General features: G+C 34.4%; 18 protein-coding genes. 12 read left to right on the top strand and 6 right to left on the bottom strand.

Annotated features, from left to right (window positions below; genetic code table 11):
• Nucleotides 1-32: 32 nt before the first annotated feature.
• Nucleotides 33-515 (bottom strand): NTP transferase domain-containing protein, encoded by a 483-nt coding sequence (locus A9Q93_RS02030; RefSeq protein ID WP_303685716.1) that lies wholly within the window; start codon nucleotides 513-515, stop codon nucleotides 33-35.
• Here A9Q93_RS02030 and A9Q93_RS02025 point away from each other — a divergent pair.
• Nucleotides 399-3,938 carry a T9SS type B sorting domain-containing protein gene (locus A9Q93_RS02025; RefSeq protein WP_303685715.1) on the top strand — a complete coding sequence of 1,180 codons (3,540 nt, stop codon included), beginning with the start codon at nucleotides 399-401 and terminating at the stop codon, nucleotides 3,936-3,938. The two genes, A9Q93_RS02030 and A9Q93_RS02025, sit on opposite strands and share 117 nt — an antisense overlap.
• Nucleotides 3,939-4,197: 259 nt before the next feature.
• On the top strand, nucleotides 4,198-4,608 hold the full coding sequence (locus tag A9Q93_RS02020; protein WP_303685714.1) for a DUF2452 domain-containing protein: 411 nt from the start codon (nucleotides 4,198-4,200) through the stop codon (nucleotides 4,606-4,608).
• Here the strand turns inward: A9Q93_RS02020 and A9Q93_RS02015 are convergent.
• The 3 genes from A9Q93_RS02015 to A9Q93_RS02005 form a co-directional block, all read right to left on the bottom strand.
• Nucleotides 4,605-5,666, bottom strand: coding sequence for a DUF3137 domain-containing protein (locus tag A9Q93_RS02015; RefSeq protein WP_303685713.1), 1,062 nt, complete (start codon nucleotides 5,664-5,666; stop codon nucleotides 4,605-4,607). The two genes, A9Q93_RS02020 and A9Q93_RS02015, sit on opposite strands and share 4 nt — an antisense overlap.
• Nucleotides 5,667-5,674: 8 nt before the next feature.
• Nucleotides 5,675-5,923 carry a LemA family protein gene (locus A9Q93_RS02010; RefSeq protein ID WP_303685712.1) on the bottom strand — a complete coding sequence of 83 codons (249 nt, stop codon included), beginning with the start codon at nucleotides 5,921-5,923 and terminating at the stop codon, nucleotides 5,675-5,677.
• 88 nt (nucleotides 5,924-6,011) lie between these two features.
• Nucleotides 6,012-6,263: a LemA family protein gene (locus A9Q93_RS02005; RefSeq protein ID WP_303685711.1), complete on the bottom strand. Its 252-nt coding sequence runs from the start codon at nucleotides 6,261-6,263 to the stop codon at nucleotides 6,012-6,014.
• 613 nt (nucleotides 6,264-6,876) lie between these two features.
• On the opposite strand from A9Q93_RS02005, the gene A9Q93_RS02000 reads away from it, so the two are divergent.
• The 7 genes from A9Q93_RS02000 (at nucleotide 6,877) to A9Q93_RS01970 (ending at nucleotide 15,384) form a co-directional block, all read left to right on the top strand.
• Nucleotides 6,877-7,005, top strand: a complete 129-nt coding sequence (locus tag A9Q93_RS02000; RefSeq protein ID WP_303685710.1) for a hypothetical protein — start codon at nucleotides 6,877-6,879, stop codon at nucleotides 7,003-7,005.
• A gap of 180 nt (nucleotides 7,006-7,185) precedes the next feature.
• Nucleotides 7,186-8,379 carry a PQQ-dependent sugar dehydrogenase gene (locus A9Q93_RS01995; protein ID WP_303685709.1) on the top strand — a complete coding sequence of 398 codons (1,194 nt, stop codon included), beginning with the start codon at nucleotides 7,186-7,188 and terminating at the stop codon, nucleotides 8,377-8,379.
• 152 nt (nucleotides 8,380-8,531) lie between these two features.
• Complete coding sequence (locus A9Q93_RS01990; protein WP_303685708.1) at nucleotides 8,532-9,962, top strand: S41 family peptidase; 1,431 nt, start codon at nucleotides 8,532-8,534, stop codon at nucleotides 9,960-9,962.
• Nucleotides 9,963-9,967: 5 nt separating this feature from the next.
• Nucleotides 9,968-10,345: a VOC family protein gene (locus A9Q93_RS01985; protein WP_303685707.1), complete on the top strand. Its 378-nt coding sequence runs from the start codon at nucleotides 9,968-9,970 to the stop codon at nucleotides 10,343-10,345.
• A 48-nt stretch (nucleotides 10,346-10,393) separates the two neighbouring features.
• On the top strand, nucleotides 10,394-10,810 hold the full coding sequence (locus A9Q93_RS01980; RefSeq protein ID WP_303685706.1) for a hypothetical protein: 417 nt from the start codon (nucleotides 10,394-10,396) through the stop codon (nucleotides 10,808-10,810).
• Nucleotides 10,811-10,925: 115 nt separating this feature from the next.
• Nucleotides 10,926-12,179: a hypothetical protein gene (locus tag A9Q93_RS01975; protein ID WP_303685705.1), complete on the top strand. Its 1,254-nt coding sequence runs from the start codon at nucleotides 10,926-10,928 to the stop codon at nucleotides 12,177-12,179.
• Nucleotides 12,180-12,252: 73 nt separating this feature from the next.
• Nucleotides 12,253-15,384: a hypothetical protein gene (locus A9Q93_RS01970; RefSeq protein WP_303685704.1), complete on the top strand. Its 3,132-nt coding sequence runs from the start codon at nucleotides 12,253-12,255 to the stop codon at nucleotides 15,382-15,384.
• A 224-nt stretch (nucleotides 15,385-15,608) separates the two neighbouring features.
• Here A9Q93_RS01970 and A9Q93_RS01965 read toward each other — a convergent pair whose 3' ends face one another.
• Complete coding sequence (locus A9Q93_RS01965; RefSeq protein ID WP_303685703.1) at nucleotides 15,609-15,755, bottom strand: hypothetical protein; 147 nt, start codon at nucleotides 15,753-15,755, stop codon at nucleotides 15,609-15,611.
• 75 nt (nucleotides 15,756-15,830) lie between these two features.
• Nucleotides 15,831-16,415, bottom strand: coding sequence for an RNA polymerase sigma factor (locus A9Q93_RS01960; RefSeq protein WP_303685702.1), 585 nt, complete (start codon nucleotides 16,413-16,415; stop codon nucleotides 15,831-15,833).
• Nucleotides 16,416-16,623: 208 nt separating this feature from the next.
• Here A9Q93_RS01960 and uvrA point away from each other — a divergent pair, with 208 nt between their 5' ends.
• From uvrA to A9Q93_RS01945, 3 genes are all read left to right on the top strand, one after another.
• Nucleotides 16,624-19,428 carry an excinuclease ABC subunit UvrA gene (gene uvrA / locus A9Q93_RS01955; RefSeq protein ID WP_303685701.1) on the top strand — a complete coding sequence of 935 codons (2,805 nt, stop codon included), beginning with the start codon at nucleotides 16,624-16,626 and terminating at the stop codon, nucleotides 19,426-19,428.
• Nucleotides 19,429-19,493: 65 nt separating this feature from the next.
• Complete coding sequence (corA, locus tag A9Q93_RS01950; protein WP_303685700.1) at nucleotides 19,494-20,570, top strand: magnesium/cobalt transporter CorA; 1,077 nt, start codon at nucleotides 19,494-19,496, stop codon at nucleotides 20,568-20,570.
• A gap of 508 nt (nucleotides 20,571-21,078) precedes the next feature.
• Nucleotides 21,079-21,615, top strand: a complete 537-nt coding sequence (locus A9Q93_RS01945; RefSeq protein ID WP_303685699.1) for a hypothetical protein — start codon at nucleotides 21,079-21,081, stop codon at nucleotides 21,613-21,615.
• Nucleotides 21,616-21,619: the final 4 nt, after the last annotated feature.

Here is a 21,619-nt window from a genome sequence, read left to right as displayed (position 1 = left end):
TTATTTGTAAGTGGTGAAAGCTCTTTTTTACTTCAATTGGTATTATAAAGTTTTTTTAGTTCTGTCAGCTGTTTAGGTGTATCTAAATCAATAAAGGCTGCTGGCATGCGAATGCTTCGTAATATTTTAGTGTGTTGATCAATCACTGATTTTGCTCCATGGCCTCGTTTGAGTTGGCTCAAATCACTAAAGCAGTGCTGTGGAAATATTACCGGAGGCCCTTTAATACCAGTGTCATTAGAGGCTGTATAGATATATTCAGGTTTTTTCTGCCACTTCCGTATAAATAATGTAAGCTCATCAATACCCAACTGCCATTGGTCAACCAATAACAACATCACGGCTTGAGTATTAGAATTAAGAGCAGAAACCCCTTTAGCAATTGAAGAAGCAAGACCTTGCTGCCAATTTTCATTAATAATATATTTGATCGCAGTTTTACCCTTCCTGATGACAGTGGATTTAGATTTCCATGGAATGGTGCACCAGGTGATGAGATAAGAATTACTGCCCAAAGTAATACACAGATATTTCCTGGTGATGATGTTAGGATAGGGATTTTCTTTACCATCGATTCAAGTTTAACACCAGGAACTATAGTTACAAACTGTGTCGACTTAACTGCTGATATTGTTCTCAATAATGCACCAAATCTTCCTACTGGAAATGAATCCTGTATAGATTTACTTATTGAAGCGCCATCTATGGACGTTTGTATCAATAAAAATGTGAGACTAGCAGATTCTTTGAATCCATTTGTTACTAGTATTACAAATATTTCTCCTAATGATGAAGTTGAATTTGAAATATGCGTTCAAAATAATGGGAGTTTAGACTTTAATGGCCGGATGGAAGATATACTAGACCCTAAATACGAATTCATTTCTGTAGATAACTCAAATATGCCATTAGGAGTTACTTTTACCCAGAATGGTCAGAATTTAATCTGGGATAATTTAAATGTTGATCAAACATGTGATGTATTTGAATATGATACCGGATGTGCGATCACTGGAATCTTTTATTGCGCAAGGGTAAAGGCAAGAGTTAGACCTCAAACCGTAGCAGGCAACATAGATAATAATGCAAGTTTAATTGATAATTCTGGAGTAATTCTAGAAACCTCCGATTTTGCAAAGGTTAATGTTATTGAATCTTCCGTATTTGTAATTAGAAAAGAAGTCTCTGTTGATAATATCAATTTTCAATCAGCTCCATTAGTTATTGATCCTAATTGTGATAATACTGTATTCTATCGTATTACTGTTGAAAACATAGGTAATAGAGATGCTACACAATTCTTGCTTTTTGATGAACTACCATTTCTAGGAGACGTGTTTTATCCTACCTCGTTAGGTCGCAATAGTACATTCTCCTTTATGAACGCAACTAGTACTACCAGTGATTTTAATACCAGTTATTTAAATTATTATCCATCCTTTAATTTTTCACCTAGTAATTTTAATTGTAACTCTACTCCTATAGGGACCTCAAGTTTTGATGCTAGTAGTAGAACAATCCGTTTTGAGAACAGTCGTACATTAACAAATGTAGATATATTTGAGGTAGTGATAGAACTAGAATTACCTAATTCATTAACTTCAAATGATATAGCCATTAATAGTGCATATGTTGTAAACTGCGCGGTTCCTGGTAGCATTATATCTACATCAAGTATTACTTCACCAGCAATAATAGACATTCAAAAAACTGTAGAAGCTGGTTTTGATATATCTACAGATTTATGTTCCACTAGTGCTGCAGTAGATTTATTCAGTTTAATACCTGGAAATCCAGATGCAGGAGGAACTATATCACCTGTACTTGCTAGCGGCAGTAATATTTTTGACCCAGCAATTGATGTCGCAGGAACCTATACTTATACAGTAACAGGAACTCCTTCTTGTGCAACTGATAGTTCTGAAATAACGATAACCATAACACCACAGCCAGATCCTGGGCTAGATGCTACTATCACACTTTGTGAGACAGATACTGCTGTAAATTTATTCAATTTTTTAAATGGAACTCCAGATAATGGTGGATCATGGACACCATTATTAATGAGTAACAGTGGTATTTTTGATCCCGCGATAGATCCAGCAGGAACGTATACTTATAGCATTCCATCATTAAATTCTTGTCCAGGAGTTAGTGCAAATGTTACAGTGATAATTAACTCAGCGGCAAACGCTGGAATGGATAATTCTATAGATTTATGCTCCACCGATAATCCAGTAGATTTGACATCATTGCTCTTAGGAGCACCTGATCTAGGCGGAACTTGGTCGCCAGCTTTAGCCAGCGGAACTAGCATGTTTGATCCGAGTATAGACCTTGCTAACACCTATACATATACCGTTAGTGGTAACGCACCTTGCACTGATGATACTTCTCAACTTAATATAAGTATTACTACAGCACCTGATCCTGGAATTGATGGAACAGTAGATATATGCGCAAATGCAAATTCTATAGATCTTTTTAATAGTATTAACGGTACACCACAACCAGGTGGCGTATGGACACCTACCTTAAATAGTGGTAGCGGTATATTTGACCCTTCAATAGATCTTGCAGGAAATTATATGTATACTATTGCCGCCACGGGCTCATGTCCACCAGTTTCTTCACAAGTATCAGTAAACATTACGCCAGCACCAGATCCAGGTTTAGATTCTATAGTCAACATTTGTACAACTGGGCCAGAAATAAATTTAATTACTCTTCTTGATGGTACTCCAGAAAATGGTGGAGTCTGGAGCCCTACATTAGCATCTGGAACGGGACTTTTTGATCCTGCATTAGATAATGAAGGTATCTATACTTATACCGTAAGCCGCAATGGTTGTAATGATGAAAGTTCTTTATTACAAATTATATTTAATCCTGATGTTGTTATAGCCAGTGCAAATGATCAAGAAGAATGTGATGCTATAGGTGATAATGATGGCCTTACCTTATTTGATTTGTCTATAGAAGAATCTGCTATTTTAAATGGGCTAAATACTACTGATCATACGATAACATATCACCTATCTAATGAAGATGCATTAAATGGGAATAACAGCGTTAATGTCAATTACACAAATTCAAATATAACCGAAACAATTTATGTAAGAGTTGAAAATAATACGACCGGTTGCTTCTCAATTACCACCTTTAGTATTACCGGTATTAAACTTCCAGAATCACAATTATTTGATGAATATGAAGCTTGTTTAAATGAAAATGGTGTCCCAATAAATCCATCGAGATTACCGATTTTAGACACACAACTATCTAACGCTTCCTATGAGTTTAACTGGTTTTATGAAGGAAATCCTATAGCAGGTGCCGTAAATAGCACTTACACAGCAAACGCTATAGGAAACTATAGTGTAGAGATAACTGATAGAAATACAGGATGTGTAAACGTAGATGAAACCGCTGTAATTCAAGAGCCTTATCTTGTGGCACAGGCGATTTTAATTACCAATCAATTTGATCGTAATCCTACCATCGAAGTGAATGTTTTAAATGATCGTGGTGACACCTATTTATATAGATTAGATAATGGACCATGGCAAGAAAGTAATAGGTTTGAAAATCCTGAAGATGGTATTCATACTATAAGTGTAAAGGGACCTAACAGTTGTGGCATCGCGACAGACCGAATCCTAGTTTTACGATATCCTAGGTTTTTTACACCTAACAATGATAATTTTAATGACTACTGGCAAATTGAAAACCTAAGAGATCGCGATGGTAATAAATTATATATCTATGATCGTTTTGGAAAGTTACTTAAACAACTTTCCTTAGATGGTCCTGGATGGGATGGAACGTATAATAATAAACCTTTACCATCGTCAGATTACTGGTTTACAATTGAATATGTAGACCCCAATACTGGTGAAGAAGCCGTATTGAAATCACATTTTTCTTTAAAGAGGTAGTAATATGATTGTCCCGCTTTCGCGAAAGCGAGATTAAATCAAATCAATTCAAGTATACGGTTTATGGAATGAAACTTGAACTTAATGGATTGCTATTATATCAAAGAAGTGTACGCCCCTATATTTACAATGTAATTTTACAATTTGGGGGAATTGAAAAATTGGCCAAATCGAGACGGTGAAAGCTGTCTCGATTTTTTGTTTAAGAAAATCATGTTAATCTTCTACAAGAAAAGCTGCCAAGTCGTAACTTTGTCACATGAGTGAAGAAAAAAAACCAGATTACGTAGTTTACGACGAAGAAACAGGCACCTATAATGCTGCGCTTCTTCCCTACTCTAGTGGCGTGTCTGCCCCTAAAATTACTACTCCAGACATCACTTCATGGAAACAAACTAATATCAATAAGGTGAACCATGAGATTAAATCACAATTTGACCAACTCAAAGAGCAGTACGATGCCATGGTTAAAAAATATGAGGATAATCAACTAGTTTATGGTGCAAAATTCTCCTTTGAACCTATCGTAGGAGAAACCTATCATCTCTACAAAGGTCGCAAAGATGGATTACCATTCTTATCTGTAATACATCCTACAGAGTGTTCATGGGATTTTGTAGGGACGTACCGATTAACTTCTGAAAAGCTTTGGGAAGAAATAGATAACTAGGATTTACTCCATATTTTTACATCTAATTTTAAGTGCTTAATGATTTTTTCAAAGGATTTAATGTCTTCTATGTAATTAGTAAAATAAGCCGCTCCGTTTACTGGTTCATTGATATCTACACTGAAGTAATCACGATCCCAAGGAATAGTCATATACATTTTGCCAGATCTAAAGGAAATCATAGGATGTACTTTCTCTGTTTCAATAATCTGGACTATAGAGTTGATCAAGCTAGGCGATAATACATAATATGCCATTTGCGCGTTAGTGGTATAAACAGAGTAATTACTGCTTACTGTATGATTATCTATTTCCATTTTTGAATAAGACGATCCAAAAACAGCATCGCTAAATTTATCCCAATTACTTTCTAGTTTTTTAGGGATCAATATCACATCACCTTCAAAACTTTTATTAAAATTTGCATAAAGAAATAAACCTCTGTAATACTTAATGGTATCACGTACAAAACCAAATTCAACTATAGGTTGAACGCCATCTTCCTGATTAAACAATCCGTGTAATATCGCTATAGGAAATAACAAAATGGCTAGAATAAACCCACCAAATGATTTTAACCAATTAATATCTTTTCTATAAAACGCAACTTCAGTAAAATCAACTGTAACATTATCTACGATTCCTGTAACACGATCTTCTCCATGTATGAAGACATTATTTCTAAAAAATGATTTATTAAAAAAACCACTGTTACTTAATGCCTCGTTGTTGATACCAAATGGATGATATTCATAATTAGGATGAACTTCTTTAAAAATTTGAGGTAAAACATCTTCCTTTACGTAATCGTGGTAACTCTCCTTAGGATGTGGTACAAAGCTTAGTCCTATATAGACCACAAATAGTAAAATAAGCCAAAGCCAAAACGGTGGAAAAAAAATTCCGCCCACTACCACGACAACAGTAGCAATTTGCAGTAAAAAATTGAGAGGTAATATGGTTAAATTATACAAACCGTAAAAGCGTTTTAATCTAATACGCTTTTTCTCTAATTGAGTTGCTGTGGTTTCCAGCAATTGAAATAGTTGATGCTCCATAAATTTGATTACCTAAATAAAAAACTAACGTTTGGGTCACTATTCTCACTTTCCCTAGCTTCAAAACATATAGCTGGCTGGTACTCTAAATATGCGGCTAGAACAATAGTAGAAATACTTACTATTTTATCATTAAGCACGAGAACATTAGAATTGTAAGCTCTTATTGCGCTGTTTATTTGTTCTTCCATGACTCTAAGTGTTCTTTGCAACTGTATCATATTTTCAAATGACTTTAAATCTAGATAGTTTTTCATAAAACATTGATCACTCCTAAAAGTTGGGACACTTCATTTTCCATCTCAAATCGTTCTTCTTTGGAACTTGCCTTGAGAATTTTACTTCTCAACAAAGTAATACTTTCAAAGAGCTTTTTTCATAATTCTTATATTCTTTTACACTTGCAACAAGATTAGGAATAAAATCGTATCTCTTTTTAAGAACAAGATCAATACCGCTGCCGCTCATGTCTACCCTATTCTTCTGTCGTACCAAAACATCGTAAGAAGTAAGTAATACAAGAATTCCATTGAAATAAAATGGACTTGTAAGGATAAGAAAAACGATGGTGATAATTAAAGCGGTAGACTTACTCATTTGAATAACTATTATAATGCAAAATACTTCATTTAGAGTTTTGAAAAAATAGTACAAGCATGATGATAAAATTGCCATTCCATTAAATAGAGACATATGCTAATGCACTAGACATAAAATCTTAGGCTAAAAATGTTGAACTTCAAGAAGAAGTTTCTTGTGTCATCCATATGCTGCCTCAAATGATTCCAAGAAAGCAAAATAGTCAAGCGGTAATATTATATATACGTTACCTATAATTTTTCAAGTTCAAGAGTAACTAGTTTATGATCTCGCTTTCGCGAAAGCGGAACTCTCATCCTAAAGCGGTTCTTTACTAATAAGAATCGCTTTTTTATTTTTTTTGCTAAAATAATTAGCAATTTATGACATTGTAATTCAGTTATTTACATATTTTATCAAAATTAAATTTAATAATTACTGTAACAATTAAAAAGTAGTGTCGTCTATTAGATATAACCACAAAATATAAATATTATGAAAACGACTAAAGGATTTTTAAACGGAAACAACGCAACGAACAACAGAACTAGCAACCAGAATACTTTTGCAGATTCTTGGAATTCTAAACGTAGACACAGATAATTTAAAACGAACTCTTAAAACCAAAAACATGAAAAATTCAAACCGAATTCTCAACCTCAACTCAGACTTCCCGATGCTTTCTAGAAATCGCTCTTTTGATGAAAATCTACCATTTGATGAAGATATGGAAGCTTCAAGATTGTTTTTCTTATGCTAGAAAAAAAAGTGTTTTTTACAAACGATTTCATTGAATTAGCCATCTTTAAATTTATTAGAAAACACTACCATATAATAACCACCAGAAACTGATCAATCCCTTAGTACGTACTTAGGGATTTTTCTTTTTATTAACGTTTTGTAACTTGTGAAGATTTAATTTTAAATTAAATATTGAATCATGAAACGTATTGCCTTTTTCTTCCTATTCACATTACTTTTTATAAGCTGCAAGAATGAATCTCAAAAAACTGATCAACTCGCAGTGAATGAAAACACTACTGCCGTAAATTCAAATCAAGAGAGCAATCAATCTAAGCCAATTGTAGAGAACATTCCATTGATTGAAGACCAAAAAGATTATACTGTTACTCCTATTATAAAAGATCTTACTAATCCATGGGGAATGACTTGGTTACCTAATGGTGATCTTATTTATACAGAAAAAGAAGGTGAAATGTACAGGTTTGATGGTACTACCTCACACAAAATATCCGGAGTTCCTGAGGTTTACTTACGAGGACAAGGTGGTTTGCTAGATGTAATTATTCATCCTAATTTTAAAGATAATAATAAAATCTATATCTCTTATGCAAGCTCTGAAGGTGAAGGCTCTGGAGGTAATACTGCTATAGCGAGTGCTGTCTTAAAAAATGACCAGCTTATAGATTTAAAAGTACTTTATAAGGCAACTCCTAATACTAAGAGAGGACAACATTTTGGAAGTCGTTTTGCTTGGGACAGTGAAGGATATTTATATTTCTCTATTGGAGAGCGTGGTGAGCGAGATGTGAATCCGCAAGATTTAACTAGAGATGGTGGTAAAATATACAGGATTCATGCTGATGGACGTATTCCAGAAGATAATCCTTTTGTAGACGTTAACGATGCAAAAACTGCTGCTTTTACTTATGGAAATAGAAATCCACAAGGGATGACTGTTCATCCTAGGACTGGAGAAATAATTGCTCATGAACATGGTCCACAAGGTGGAGACGAGATTAATTTTATTAAAGCTGGTCGTAATTACGGCTGGCCAGTAATTAGTTACGGAGAAAATTATGGTGGTGGAGAGTTTGCAGAAAGCACTGCAAAAGAAGGAATGGAACAACCTTTTTATTATTGGGTACCGAGTATTGCGCCTAGCGGTTTTGCAATTATCGATAATGAAGCTTACAAAAACTGGAACGGCAATTATCTCGTAGGTTCTTTAAAGTTCCAATATTTAGAGATGCTTTACGTTAATGATAAAGGAGTTACCAAGAGAGAAAAATTAGTCGACGGATTAGGTCGTATGCGCAATGTAAAGATAGGTCCTGATGGAATGATCTACATAGGCGTAGAAGGAAAAGGAATCTTTAAAATTACTAGGTAATAATAGACAAATACCCTAAAACATTAAGCAAACACTATTATATCTATATTGATTATAAAACAGATTTGAATAGATGTAGCTGTCTGTAACATCAGATTCATTAACCTTTTGTGACGTGTTTTCCTTAGTTTTACTTCAAAATAAGCAATTAGATGAATAATTTTTTTAAGTACATAATTTTTACGTTATTAACGGTAATCACACTATCAAGCTGTTTTCAGGATAATGATGATGTTTTTGCTGGCAAAAGCGAGATCAACAACTTTGTATATCGTGGTATGAATGCATTTTATTTATACAAGCCGCAAATAGATGTGCTATCCGATGATCGATTTGCAAATACCGCAGAGCTTGAAGCTTTTCATGCACAATATGCTAGTCCGGAAGAATTTTTTGAATCACTAGTTTTTGATAGAGCGAGAACAGACCGTTTTAGTGTCATATTTGATGATTATGTGGCTCTTGAAAATATTTTATCTGGTAATTCACTTTCAAACGGTATGGAATTCGGTACCGTTGCTGAAGCTGGTAGCGCTACAGATATTTACGGATATGTAAGATATGTTCAACCCAATACCAGTGCTGAAAGAGAAGGCGTTACTCGTGGTATGATCTTTAATACTATAGGTGGCATTAGAATGACCAGAGAAAATATTAGAACCTTACTAGCTCAAGACGTTTATACTATTGGGCTTGCAGATCTTAATAATGGGATGACTACTTCAAATGGAATTGAGATTACACTTACTAAAGAAGTAAATCAAGAAGATCCTATATTAGTCACTAACGTGATAGATCAAGGAACTCAAAAAGTAGGTTACTTAATGTACACTGGATTCTTATCACAGTTTGATGAGCAACTTAATAATGTTTTTGGTGATTTTAGAGCTCAAGGAATTACTCACCTTGTTTTGGACTTGAGATATAATGGTGGTGGCTCTGTAAATACAGCTATTATTCTAGGAAGTTTAATTTCTGGAAATCCAGTTACTGATGTGTATTCTACTGAAGAGTGGAATCCAGATATTCAAGCGCAGTTATCAGCAAATTCACCTCAAGATTTAATTAATTTTTTTAAAAATCAAACTAACGCAGGTACGCCATTAAACAGTTTAAACCTCAATAAGGTTCATATAATTACAACTGGTAGTACGGCGAGTGCAAGTGAGTTAGTCATTAATTCTTTAAATCCATATATTGATGTAGTTCAAGTAGGTGATGACACAGCAGGGAAATTTCAAGCCAGTGTAACGTTGTACGATAGTCCAGACTTTAGAAGAAATGGAGCTAATCCAGCTCACCGATATGCGATGCAACCGCTCGTTCTTAAAAGTTTGAACTCCGTCGGGAATACAGATTATTTTGACGGATTATTACCAGATATAGCACAAGCAGAAGACTTTGAAAATTTAGGAATTCTAGGTGATGAAAATGAACCACTTCTCGCTCTTTGTTTAGAAGATATAAGACTCAACGGTCGTTCTTCAAGGTCTACTTTAAATTCTAGAACTTATGAAGAATTTATGGGTAGTAATGAGTTGCAGCCTTTTGGTAATGAAATGTGGAAATCCTTTGAAGATTAAGTAATATGAACTTAAATCAAATTACACTTCCTGCTTTAGACATTCCTAAATCCATTGCATTTTATGAAATGTTAGGGTTAAACTTGATCGTTCATACACACAATGCTTATGCTCGTTTTGAATTTCCTCATGGAGATGCTACTTTGAGTATCTCTGTGGTAGATCAATTACCACAAGGATCAGGTATCAAAGTTTTCTTTGAATGTGATGATCTGGATAAAAAGGTGGCGTTTCTTAAAACACAAGGTATCGAGTTTACGTCAGATCCAGAAGATCAACCTTGGTTGTGGAGAGAAGCTCATTTATTTGATCCAGATGGCAATCATTTAGTTCTTTATCGCGCTGGTGAAAATAGAAAAAATCCGCCGTGGAGGAAAAAGTAATCTCCTATTGAAATTTCATAACGGAATAATTATTGAGGTTTCTATTTTATGAAATTCGTTTACTCCGTTTTATTTATTCTAGTCAGCTCCTTTGTTTTTTCTCAAAATGAGACGTCATTGTCCACTGGTTATATAGTGGAAAACTGGAATCAAAGTCAGATCAATTTTATCGATGGTAAAGAAGTAACCACTTTTGTGAGAAGCAATTATAAGGAAAACGCAAATATGTTTCGTTCTTCCCGAAATTTCATCGTCACTTACATTCCGTACGATAAGCCATCAAAATCTCAAAAAACTATTGGCTGGTGCGGTAATGAATTAGGGAATCGTCAAAAACCCTATTACTACACTTATGATCCAGAAAAGGTTCAATTGATTTACTCAAATGACGATCATAGTGTTATAAATCAAATTAAGCTTATTGATAAGAATACTTTTATCATGTACACAGTCTCAGATAATTAATAAAAATTGTTGAAACTCCGCTTTCGCGAAAGCGATATCTATAAAAGGTTACAAGGATATTGCTAAGCGTTATACTTATAAAGATCTAAATTTAATAATATATTTAATGCTACCAATGCGACTCACAACTCTAATCATATTTCTTTCAATTACATATATAACAGCAGGTCAACAAGTATATATCGATCAAAATGGATTTGATATTTCTAAGAAAGAATTTAGAAAATTGAAAAGAAAGGGAAGTGATAGTTTAATAGCCATCTCTTCATATGATGGAATATATAATGAATTATTTCTAAGAAGAAAATCTGTAAACATCAAGGATTCAAAAAAAGAAATAGCATCCATTAATCTCATAACAGATAATGAATTTGATGTAGATCAACCACTTCTCATATTGTACTATCCATCAATAGAAGAAGCGACTTTATCACGAGACGAACTTTTACAATCAATACATTGGTACACCACACAATATTCTATTGTTTTAAGAGATATTCAAAATAATCTAGGCAACATACTCATCGTGGCGGCACCTAATTTTAATAATATTAGCTTACCTGGTATTTATAATGATGACCTCAATTTCTTTAACCTTCCTTATTTTGATTCTACAGTAAAGACACCACAATTCTTATGGATTTCAAAAGAAAATAGTTTCATTGAGCCTATAGATTTTATACAGAATTATGCAGTTTTAATCACTAGAAGTTTTATCACAGTTTCTAATGAAGTTAATTCTGATAATATTGTTACGGTAGATAAGACTTTTAAGAAAGTTGAGAAAGCCACCATGGAAAAACCTATTTCTAGGGTTGAACTTTTAAAAATTGATAATTCTAAACTATTTAAAATAATCTATGAGGATGATACAGAGCGGAAATTAGATACCGTAATCAGAAATGGTTATGCGGACTATTTCAGTGAATTAACAGGTGAAAACATTAAACGTAACGATACCATTATTGTAGACTTTCATATATACACTTCTAACTATAGGTCCTTTAAATCAGAACTTCAACGCAGGAGAAAATTACAAAAAGAAATTGATAAAAAGGATTCTATGAAGCTCGTGTGGATTGCTCAAGCAGGTTCTTTATATCTTCCAGATGGCTGTGTTTATGATAACAAAGATTTAATAAGGAAAAAACTAGCTACATATGGACCTACAGATGGCAACCACTTTATATTGTATCCCAATGGTAGGTTGCTTACTTTACCTGATTATCACGACGACTATATCGATTTAAGTAAATTAAAAAAAGATAAAGAACATTTTAAGAATAAAGAACTTGAGAAAATGCCGTATACCTTACTTATAGCTAAGAAACAGTTACCACCACCCAAGGTTTTAAATCCTGCGGAATAATCTTTTAAAAAAGTTAAAGGTTCTTAACATTTATTTTTAAGGTTTTATCTTTAGGTTTTAAGAAAAACCAAAAATGAAAAGACTCTTACTTCTAGTGTTGCTCTGTATCGTAGCAACCACAAATGCTCAAAAATTAGACTTAGAACTTGTCAAAAACCTAGAACCTAGAAATATAGGTCCTGGCGGTATGTCTGGACGTGTGACTTCCATAGATGTCGTGCACAATAATCCAAATATTATATATGCAGGAACCGCTAGCGGAGGTTTATGGAAATCTTCTAATGGTGGGATCACTTGGGACCCTATTTTTGATGATCAAGAAACTGCATCAGTAGGAGCTGTTGCTATACAGCAGTCTAATCCCAGTGTGATTTGGGTAGGAACAGGTGAAGGAAACCCACGTAATTCTCTAAATGGTGGAGAAGGAATCTACAAATCTCTTGACGCTGGAAAAAGCTGGACACGCATGGGGCTGGAAAAAACACGTAATATTCATCGTGTAGTTATAGACCCTACAAATCCAGACGTAGTATATGCTGCTGCAATAGGTTCTCCATGGGGAATTCATCCAGAACGTGGCGTTTTTAAAACTACCGATGGCGGGAAATCATGGAAGAAAATACTTTACACTAACGATAAATCTGGAGCGGCAGATCTTGTTATGGATCCTACTAATCCTAATAAGTTAATCGCTGCCATGTGGGAACACAAACGCGATCCATGGTTTTTTAAATCTGGTGGAGAAGGCTCTGGACTTTATATGACTCACGATGGTGGAGCTAGCTGGAAAAAAATAACTGAAGAAGATGGATTACCTAAAGGAGAGTTAGGTCGTATAGGTGTAGCTATAGCTCCTAGCGAGCCTAACGTAGTTTATGCACTTGTAGAAGCTAAGAAAAATGCGTTGTACAAATCAAAAGATGGTGGTTTTACATGGAAAATGATTAACAAAAAAAGTGATATAGGAAACCGTCCATTTTATTACTCAGAAATCTATGTAGACTCTCAAAATGAAAATAGAGTCTATTCCGTTTTTACTTATGTAAATGTTTCTGAAGATGGAGGTAAAAATTTTTCGCAATTAATGCCAGCTTATGGTGCTAATAATGGTGTGCATCCTGATCATCATGCGTTTTATGTACATCCTGAAAACGGTAAATTCTTGATAGATGGTAATGACGGTGGACTTAATATTTCTCGTGATCGAGGTAAAACATGGCGCTTCATAGGAAATCTTCCTGTGGCACAATTTTATCATATTAATGTAGACATGGAGACGCCATATAATGTTTATGGTGGTATGCAAGATAACGGTAGCTGGCGCGGTCCTGCTTACTCGTGGAGAGCGCAAGGTATAAGAAATAGTTACTGGCAGGAAATTAGTTTTGGAGATGGATTTGATGTAGTACCAGATCCAGATAATAGTAGATTAGGCTATTCTATGAGCCAGCAAGGATTTGTAAGTCGCTACGACTGGCAAACTGGTAATAATTACAGCGTTCGTCCTACGCATCCTGATGCAGATGTAAAGTTAAGGTTCAACTGGAATGCTGCCATTAATATAGATCCATTTGATAGTTCTACATTATATTTTGGAAGTCAGTTTGTACATAAGTCGACTGATAAAGGTCTGACTTGGGAAGTCATCTCTCCAGATTTAACTACTAACGATCCAGAAAAACAAAAGCAATCAGAATCTGGAGGCTTAACAATGGATGCTACTGGAGCAGAAAACCACACTACCATTCTAGTGATTGAACCTAGTGCTGTAGAAAAAGATGTTCTCTATGTAGGAAGTGATGATGGACTTGTTCATATCACTAAAAACGGTGGAGAAAGCTGGGAGAATATTACCAAAGGCCTAAAAGGACTACCAGAAGGCAGCTGGATTGCACAAATCAAAGCTTCAAAAACTAAAAAAGGACATGCGCTACTGGTTGCAAACGATTACCGAAGATTTAATTTTGAGCCCTATGTTTATCGTACTACTAACTATGGTAAAAGCTGGACGCGCATAGTCGATAAAAATGATGTGATAAGTTATGCGCTGAGCATTATCGAGCATCCAGAAGAGAATAACTTAATGTTTTTAGGTACTGACGATGGCCTTTATGTAAGTATTGATGCTGGTGCTAACTGGACAAAGTATACTAACGGTTTCCCTACAGTTTCTGTTAAGGATTTAGTGATCCATCCACGTGAGGATGATCTTGTAATCGGTACCTTCGGTAGAGCTGCTTGGGTACTTGACGATTTAGAACCTCTTAAAGCTTTCGCGAAAGCGAAACAAAGAAAAGCAATAGAATTATACGAGCCTCCTACTGCCTATTTTGCCCGCTATCAGCAACCTACAGGAAGTAGATTTGGCGCAGATGCAATGTTTCACGGAGAAAACCGTAGCCGTCCTATAGGTCGTTTCAAATACTTTTTTAATAAAGACCTAAAAGCAAAAAATGATACCGTAAAAACCGATTCATTATTTCTAAAAATATACGATGGTAATGAATTAATACGAACTTTGAGTAGTAAAGTACCTAAGGAAAAAGGGATCCATGAATGGTCATGGAGACTAGACGAAAAGGGAATCGAATATCCGTCCCGAAGAGTTAGAGACTCTAAAAGAGAACCAGGTGGAAATAGTGTTTTACCAGGAACATATAAAGCCGTTTTACACTATGGCGAGATGACCAGCGAGCAAATGATCGAGGTTAAGGAAGACCCAAGGATTGATGAATTTACTATGGCAAATCGCAAAGAACAACTCGCTGCTCTTGATAGGTTACAAAATTTAATTGCTGAAGTGGAATCTGTAACATTACAACTTGCAAAGAATAATGAGACAGCGACTAATTTTAAAAAGCTTTTAAAATCTCAAGATAAAGAGGCTTATAAAGAACAAATAAAAGCTACCGATTCTATTGTAAAACAAATAGAAAAATTGCAAAATAAATACTTCGGTACGCCGGATGATCGTCAGGGAATTACTCGCAATCCAGAAGTAACAGTTATGAATCGTATAGGTAGTGCTCGTAGTTATATAGGTAGTCGTCAAGGTTCACAAACAGAAACTGAGGAGCAATTGTATAATCAGGCGGCAACTCTTGCAAGAGAAGTTAATGCAGAATCAAAATCATTTCTTGAGAAAGAATGGGCAGCTTTCGTAGCAGAGATGAAACAAGTGACTATAGATATGTTTGAGGAGTAATTATCCTACATTATACTTAGATTTTAAAAAGCAGCTTAATACTAAGCTGCTTTTTTAATTTTAATTAATTTTAAAAAAAGAAAAAGAGCTAGGAAGTAAGCATGAAGTATTAAAAATTAAACCTCTGAAATAAGATATAAATGTTGATCAAAAAGAAAACCCATTCACAGTAGCTTTGTGAATGGGTTTTCAAATTGAAAACAAAAATTGACACTGGTTAGATGTCAGTTGTTAAGCGTTTCAAACGTCATATTCTTATATTTAGTAACACTTAATGCTTTAGAAAAATTAAGTAGGAAACTTATAGTTTCTGCTTTTGGACCTGTAGGCTTCACTGGTTCTTGTAATGATTCATTGTAAAGTTTTGCCATGCTATATTATTCGTTTAGTTATTAATACAACGAGCATTATCTTCATTTATTATGAATCATTAAAATTTATATTATTTATCTAGTAAGCACAATATTGTGCTTATCAATTACTTTGCGCAAGTTGATTAGGGCATACCTCATTCTTCCTAGTGCAGTATTGATACTTACATCTGTGCAAGCAGCAATTTCTTTAAATGACATCTCTTTAAAAATACGCATTGTAAGCACCTCTTTTTGATCTGCTGGTAGCTCTTCTACTAACTTACGTACATCCTCATGCATTTGATTAGTAATCATATCATACTCCATACTTTCTTCTCCATCACTGATCACATCAAAAATATCAAAGTCATTACGAGATTGAAACTTAGGCATACGCTTGTTACGTCTAAAGTGGTCTATTACAAGATTGTGCGCAATACGCATTACCCAAGGTAAAAATTTACCTTCTTCATTATACTTACCTTTCTTAAGAGTACGAATAACTTTTATAAAAGTGTCTTGAAAAATATCTTCAGTAATATCTCGATCCATTACCTTAGAAAAAATAAAACTGTAGATTCTTTGTTTATGGCGAGTTATTAAGACTTCCAGTCCTTTCTCACTACCATTAATATACTGTTTAACCAAAACAGCATCTTGTACATTTTCTATATTCATAATATAACAACTTAATTGATCTCAGTAAATGAGCCCTTGATCAGATTTTTAAAGTAATGTTATACTATACGCAGATTGTTTAAAAAATGTTAACGGGCTAAATATAGCAACATTTATTCCACTTATCCAAAGATTAGTAACATATTTTAACATATAAATTACAATATTCAATTCTTTCAAGCAAAACCTCACACTTATCTTTGTACTTATGCCTGAAACAAAATTGTTTGCCAACATAGATCAATTAAGCCCTAAAAAGAACATTCTAATTAAGGGCGCCGAACTTCATAACCTCAAAAGTCTAGACGCTGTAATCCCTAGAAATAAATTAGTGGTCATCACCGGTTTATCTGGTAGTGGTAAATCATCTTTAGCTTTTGACACTTTATATGCAGAAGGTCAACGTCGCTACGTGGAAAGTTTATCTTCCTATGCAAGACAATTCTTAGGACGTTTGAACAAACCAAAAGTAGAGTACATTAAAGGAATTGCTCCAGCAATAGCCATTGAGCAAAAAGTAAACTCTACAAATCCGCGATCTACTGTAGGTACTACTACCGAGATCTATGATTATCTTAAGTTACTCTTTGCTCGTATAGGACGCACCTACTCTCCTATTTCTGGTGATGAAGTAAAAAAAGATACAGTAACTGACGTTATTAATTATGTGAAGAAACAAAAGGAAGGTGCAAAACTATTACTAACGACCAGACTAATAGTCAAAGGTAAACGAGATATTAAAGAGCAACTTCAAGTCCTACTGCAACAAGGATATACACGTATTAAAATTAACGATTCTGTACATAGAATTGATGAAGAAGGTCTTAGCTATACTAAGAAAGATGAAGTTAAAATAGTTGTGGACCGTATTATAGTAAGAGACGATGAAGATTTTTACAATCGTCTAGCAGATGCTGTTGACACCGCCTTTTTTGAAGGAAAAGGAGTTGCATTTATTGAATATATGGATGGCAGCAAAGTCCGTGAATTTACTAATATGTTTGAATTAGATGGGATGGAATTTCTGGAGCCTAATCCACATCTTTTTAGCTTTAATAATCCTTATGGAGCATGTCCTAAATGTGAAGGTTATGGAGATGTGATAGGAATTGACGAAGATCTTGTCATTCCTAATACGGCACTTTCTATTTATGAGCAAGCAGTTTTCCCATGGCGCGGCGAGAGCATGTCTTATTATAATAATCAACTTATTAAAACGGCAAGCAAATTTGATTTTCCTATCCACCGTCCATGGTTTGAGTTGACAGATAAACAAAAACAGTTGGTCTGGGATGGTAACCAGTATTTTGAAGGAATTCATTCGTTTTTTGAAGAGCTCGAGGCAAAAGCTTATAAAATTCAAAACCGTGTGATGCTTTCTAGGTATCGTGGTAAAACTAAATGTAGCAATTGTCATGGTGCTCGATTAAGAAAGGAAGCTAATTATGTGAAAATTGCTGGTGTTACTATTACCGATTTGGTCACCATGCCTATTAAAGAGTTGGTTCCGTTTTTTGAACAATTAGAATTGAGCCAAAACGATCAAGATATCGCTAAGCGATTACTCATTGAAATCAACAATAGGTTGGCTTTTTTATCTGATGTAGGACTGGATTACTTAACCTTAAATCGCAAATCTAATAGCCTTTCTGGTGGAGAATCACAGCGTATTAATCTAGCGACTTCTTTGGGAAGTAGTCTTGTAGGTAGTATGTACATTCTCGATGAGCCTAGCATAGGGCTGCATCCACGCGATACTAAAAGATTAATAAAGGTTCTCAAGAATTTGCGAGATTTAGGTAATACGGTAATTGTTGTAGAACATGATGAAGAGATCATGCAAGCTGCAGATGAGATCATTGATATAGGTCCTGAGGCAGGAACACTTGGTGGTGAGGTTGTCGCTGCAGGAAACTTAGAAGAGATTTTAAAATCTACTAGTCTTACAGCACAATATTTGAATGGATCTATGGAGATTCCGCTTCCGCGAAAGCGTAGGTCGCATAAATATTATATAGATATTAAAGGTGCGAGACAGAATAATCTTAAAAACATAGACGTACGATTTCCATTAGGCGTTCTTACTATGATTACCGGAGTTTCTGGTAGTGGTAAATCAACCTTAATCAAACAGATATTATATCCAGCGATATTAAAAAAGCTAGATGGTTACGGGAAGAAAGCTGGCCAATTCACTGAGATATCTGGTAAGTTTGAGAATGTGAAAACAGTTGAATTTATTGATCAAAACCCTATAGGTAGAAGTTCGCGATCTAATCCTGTAACTTATATAAAGGCGTACGATGACATTCGTAATTTATTTGCAAATGAAAAGGTTGCCAAAATAAGAAATTATAAACCCAAGCACTTTTCATTTAATGTGGATGGTGGAAGATGTGAAACCTGTAAAGGAGATGGAGAAGTAACAATCGAAATGCAATTCATGGCCGATGTTACTCTGAAATGTGAAACCTGTAATGGCAAACGTTTTAAAAAAGAAATTCTTGAAATCAAGTTTCACGATCACAACATAGACGACGTGTTAAACCTCACGATCAATGACGCCATCGAGTTTTTTGATACCAATGGAGAAGCAAAAATAACTAGAAAACTAAAGCCATTACAAGACGTAGGTTTAGGATATGTGACTTTAGGACAAAGCTCCTCTACCCTATCTGGTGGTGAGGCGCAACGTATAAAACTAGCGAGCTTTCTGGTTAAAGGCACTACATCAGATAAAACGCTATTTATTTTTGATGAGCCTACAACAGGATTACATTTTCATGACATCAATAAATTGCTAGATAGTTTTAATGCTTTGATAGAAAAAGGACATTCAGTAATAGTTATAGAACACAATATGGATCTCGTTAAATGTGCAGATCATATCATCGATCTAGGTCCTGATGGTGGTAAAAATGGTGGACATTTAATTGCAGCTGGAACGCCAGAAGAAGTTGCAAAAGTAAAAGACAGTTACACAGCACCTTATATTGCAGAGAAGTTGAAGTAAATTCCTAGTTTAGGTTTAAACTTATTACATTTGATTGTGAAGCAATTCACATAACCAGCTGATTCATGAAAAAAATTAATCTTAGATTAAGACGTAAGGCAACGCCTAAATCTACTGGCACTGTATTCCAGCCGCCAGGCACTATTTCCTATGTAGGAGAAGAACGTACTGGTGAAGTATCAACTGAAACTATTCTATATGATACAGAGCATTATTCTAAGCAGGAAGGCATTTATCTAGATCAACTCAAGGAAGATCGTGTCAACTGGTTTAACATTGATGGTGTGCATGATATTGATTTGTTAGAAAAAGTAGGTAACAAATTTCATTTACATCATTTACTTCTGGAAGATATTGCAAACACCACGCAACGTCCTAAAACAGAATTTTATGGAGCCTATATCTATCAATGCATCAAAATGATCTCTTATGATGCACAGAATAATGAGTTGAATGAAGAACAGGTAAGTATCATTTTAACTGAAGATGCAGTAATATCTTTTCAGGAAAAAACGGGAGATGTTTTTGAGAACATTAGAGAACGGATTGAAAACAGTCGTGGACGTATAAGAAATGTAAAGAGTGATTACTTATTCTATGCCTTAATTGATAGTATTATAGATCATTATTTTTTAGTTATTGAGCAAATAGGAGAATATCTAGATCAGCTGGAAGATGAAATTTTTGATAATCCTCAAAAAGATTCTTTAAATCAGGCACAAAAAAATAAAAGAATGCTTTTAAAATTGCGTAGAGCTATATTTCCTTTGCGCGAGTCTATTTCTAGATTACTTAAAGAAGACAGCAGCTTAATTGAGTCTAAAACCCATGCCTACCTACAAGATGCTTACGATCATTGTATTCAAATTATAGAAACCGTAGAAACCTATAGAGAAATCAATGCCGGTCTACGAGACATGTATTTATCAAGCGTGAGTCATAAAATGAACCAAATCATGCAAGTGCTTACTATAGTATCGTCTTTATTTATACCTATGACATTTGTGGCAGGAATTTACGGGATGAATTTTGAACATATTCCAGAATTAACTTGGGATCATGGTTATCAATATTTCTGGATCATCAATGCTATTATATTTTTCAGTTTACTTGGTTTCTTTAAGTGGAAAAAATGGATTTGAAAAATGCAATTCATAACATTTAAGAAGGAACACCTTTATAGTATATCGGATAGTACTTAATTTTATAGTAATGTAGTCAACATTAACTTTCTAGTACTTCATTCTTTACTTAAACATCATGATTTATTAGTGGATATAAGTAAGATATGACAGTGACGTCATAATGTCATGTCGCATTACTAATTGCCTTATAATCAACTAAAACGATTAAGAAGAAAGATTTTACATTTAATTGCCACAAAAGAATCACTTTATAAAAATTTACTGTGCATGCATAACAGTTTGGCACAGGTATTGCACTGTAATACATGAAGGTTATTAAGAGTAATTTTCATAAAGTTTTTTGGTTGGTTAGTAGGAAATCCTGAGATGTCATTTATGGCTACTTGGGATTTCTTCATTTTAAAGAGGTTTTATTTTTTTCGCTTTCGCGAAAGCGAGATCCATATTCCAACACGTTGAAAGAATTTATTATTTTTAACGCATGACAAAATGGTATTACATAATATTGCTACTATTACTAAGCAGCTGTAAAGATAATAATCGTGAAGAACCGTTCACGAATAATGAGAACGCTCAAGAGTTTAAGAAGGAATTGTTTTTTCCTGATGATTTTTTAGGAGTGTATAAGGGTACTTTGCTCAATACATCAAGTAAGGGAACTGAAAATATCCCCATGGAATTGCATTTGTTAAAAACACCAGACTCTATGCGTTATGATTATAAAATATTTTATGGTGAAGAGAGATCTGAGAGAGGTTATACTCTTGTCAAAACAGAAAACCCAAACATTTACGAATTAGATGAAAATAACGGTATTATTTTACCTATCGCTCATTCTAAAAATACATTATTCAGCACGTACGACGTAGCTGGAAACTTATTACATACTAGTGAGGTTTTCTATGAAGATAGAATGGACTTTATGATCACTATGTCAAGTCTTGAAACAAAAGAACAAGCTGGTGAATCAGCAGGTTATGAAGTAACTAGTTATCCTGTATTAGTCATGCAACAAGCTACTCTTTATAAAATTGAAGAATAATGTA

The sequence above is a fragment of the Nonlabens dokdonensis genome, from assembly GCF_002162835.1.
In the GTDB taxonomy this organism is placed as follows: Bacteria; Bacteroidota; Bacteroidia; order Flavobacteriales; family Flavobacteriaceae; genus Nonlabens; species Nonlabens dokdonensis_B.
This window is presented reverse-complemented; position numbering and strand designations above follow the sequence as displayed.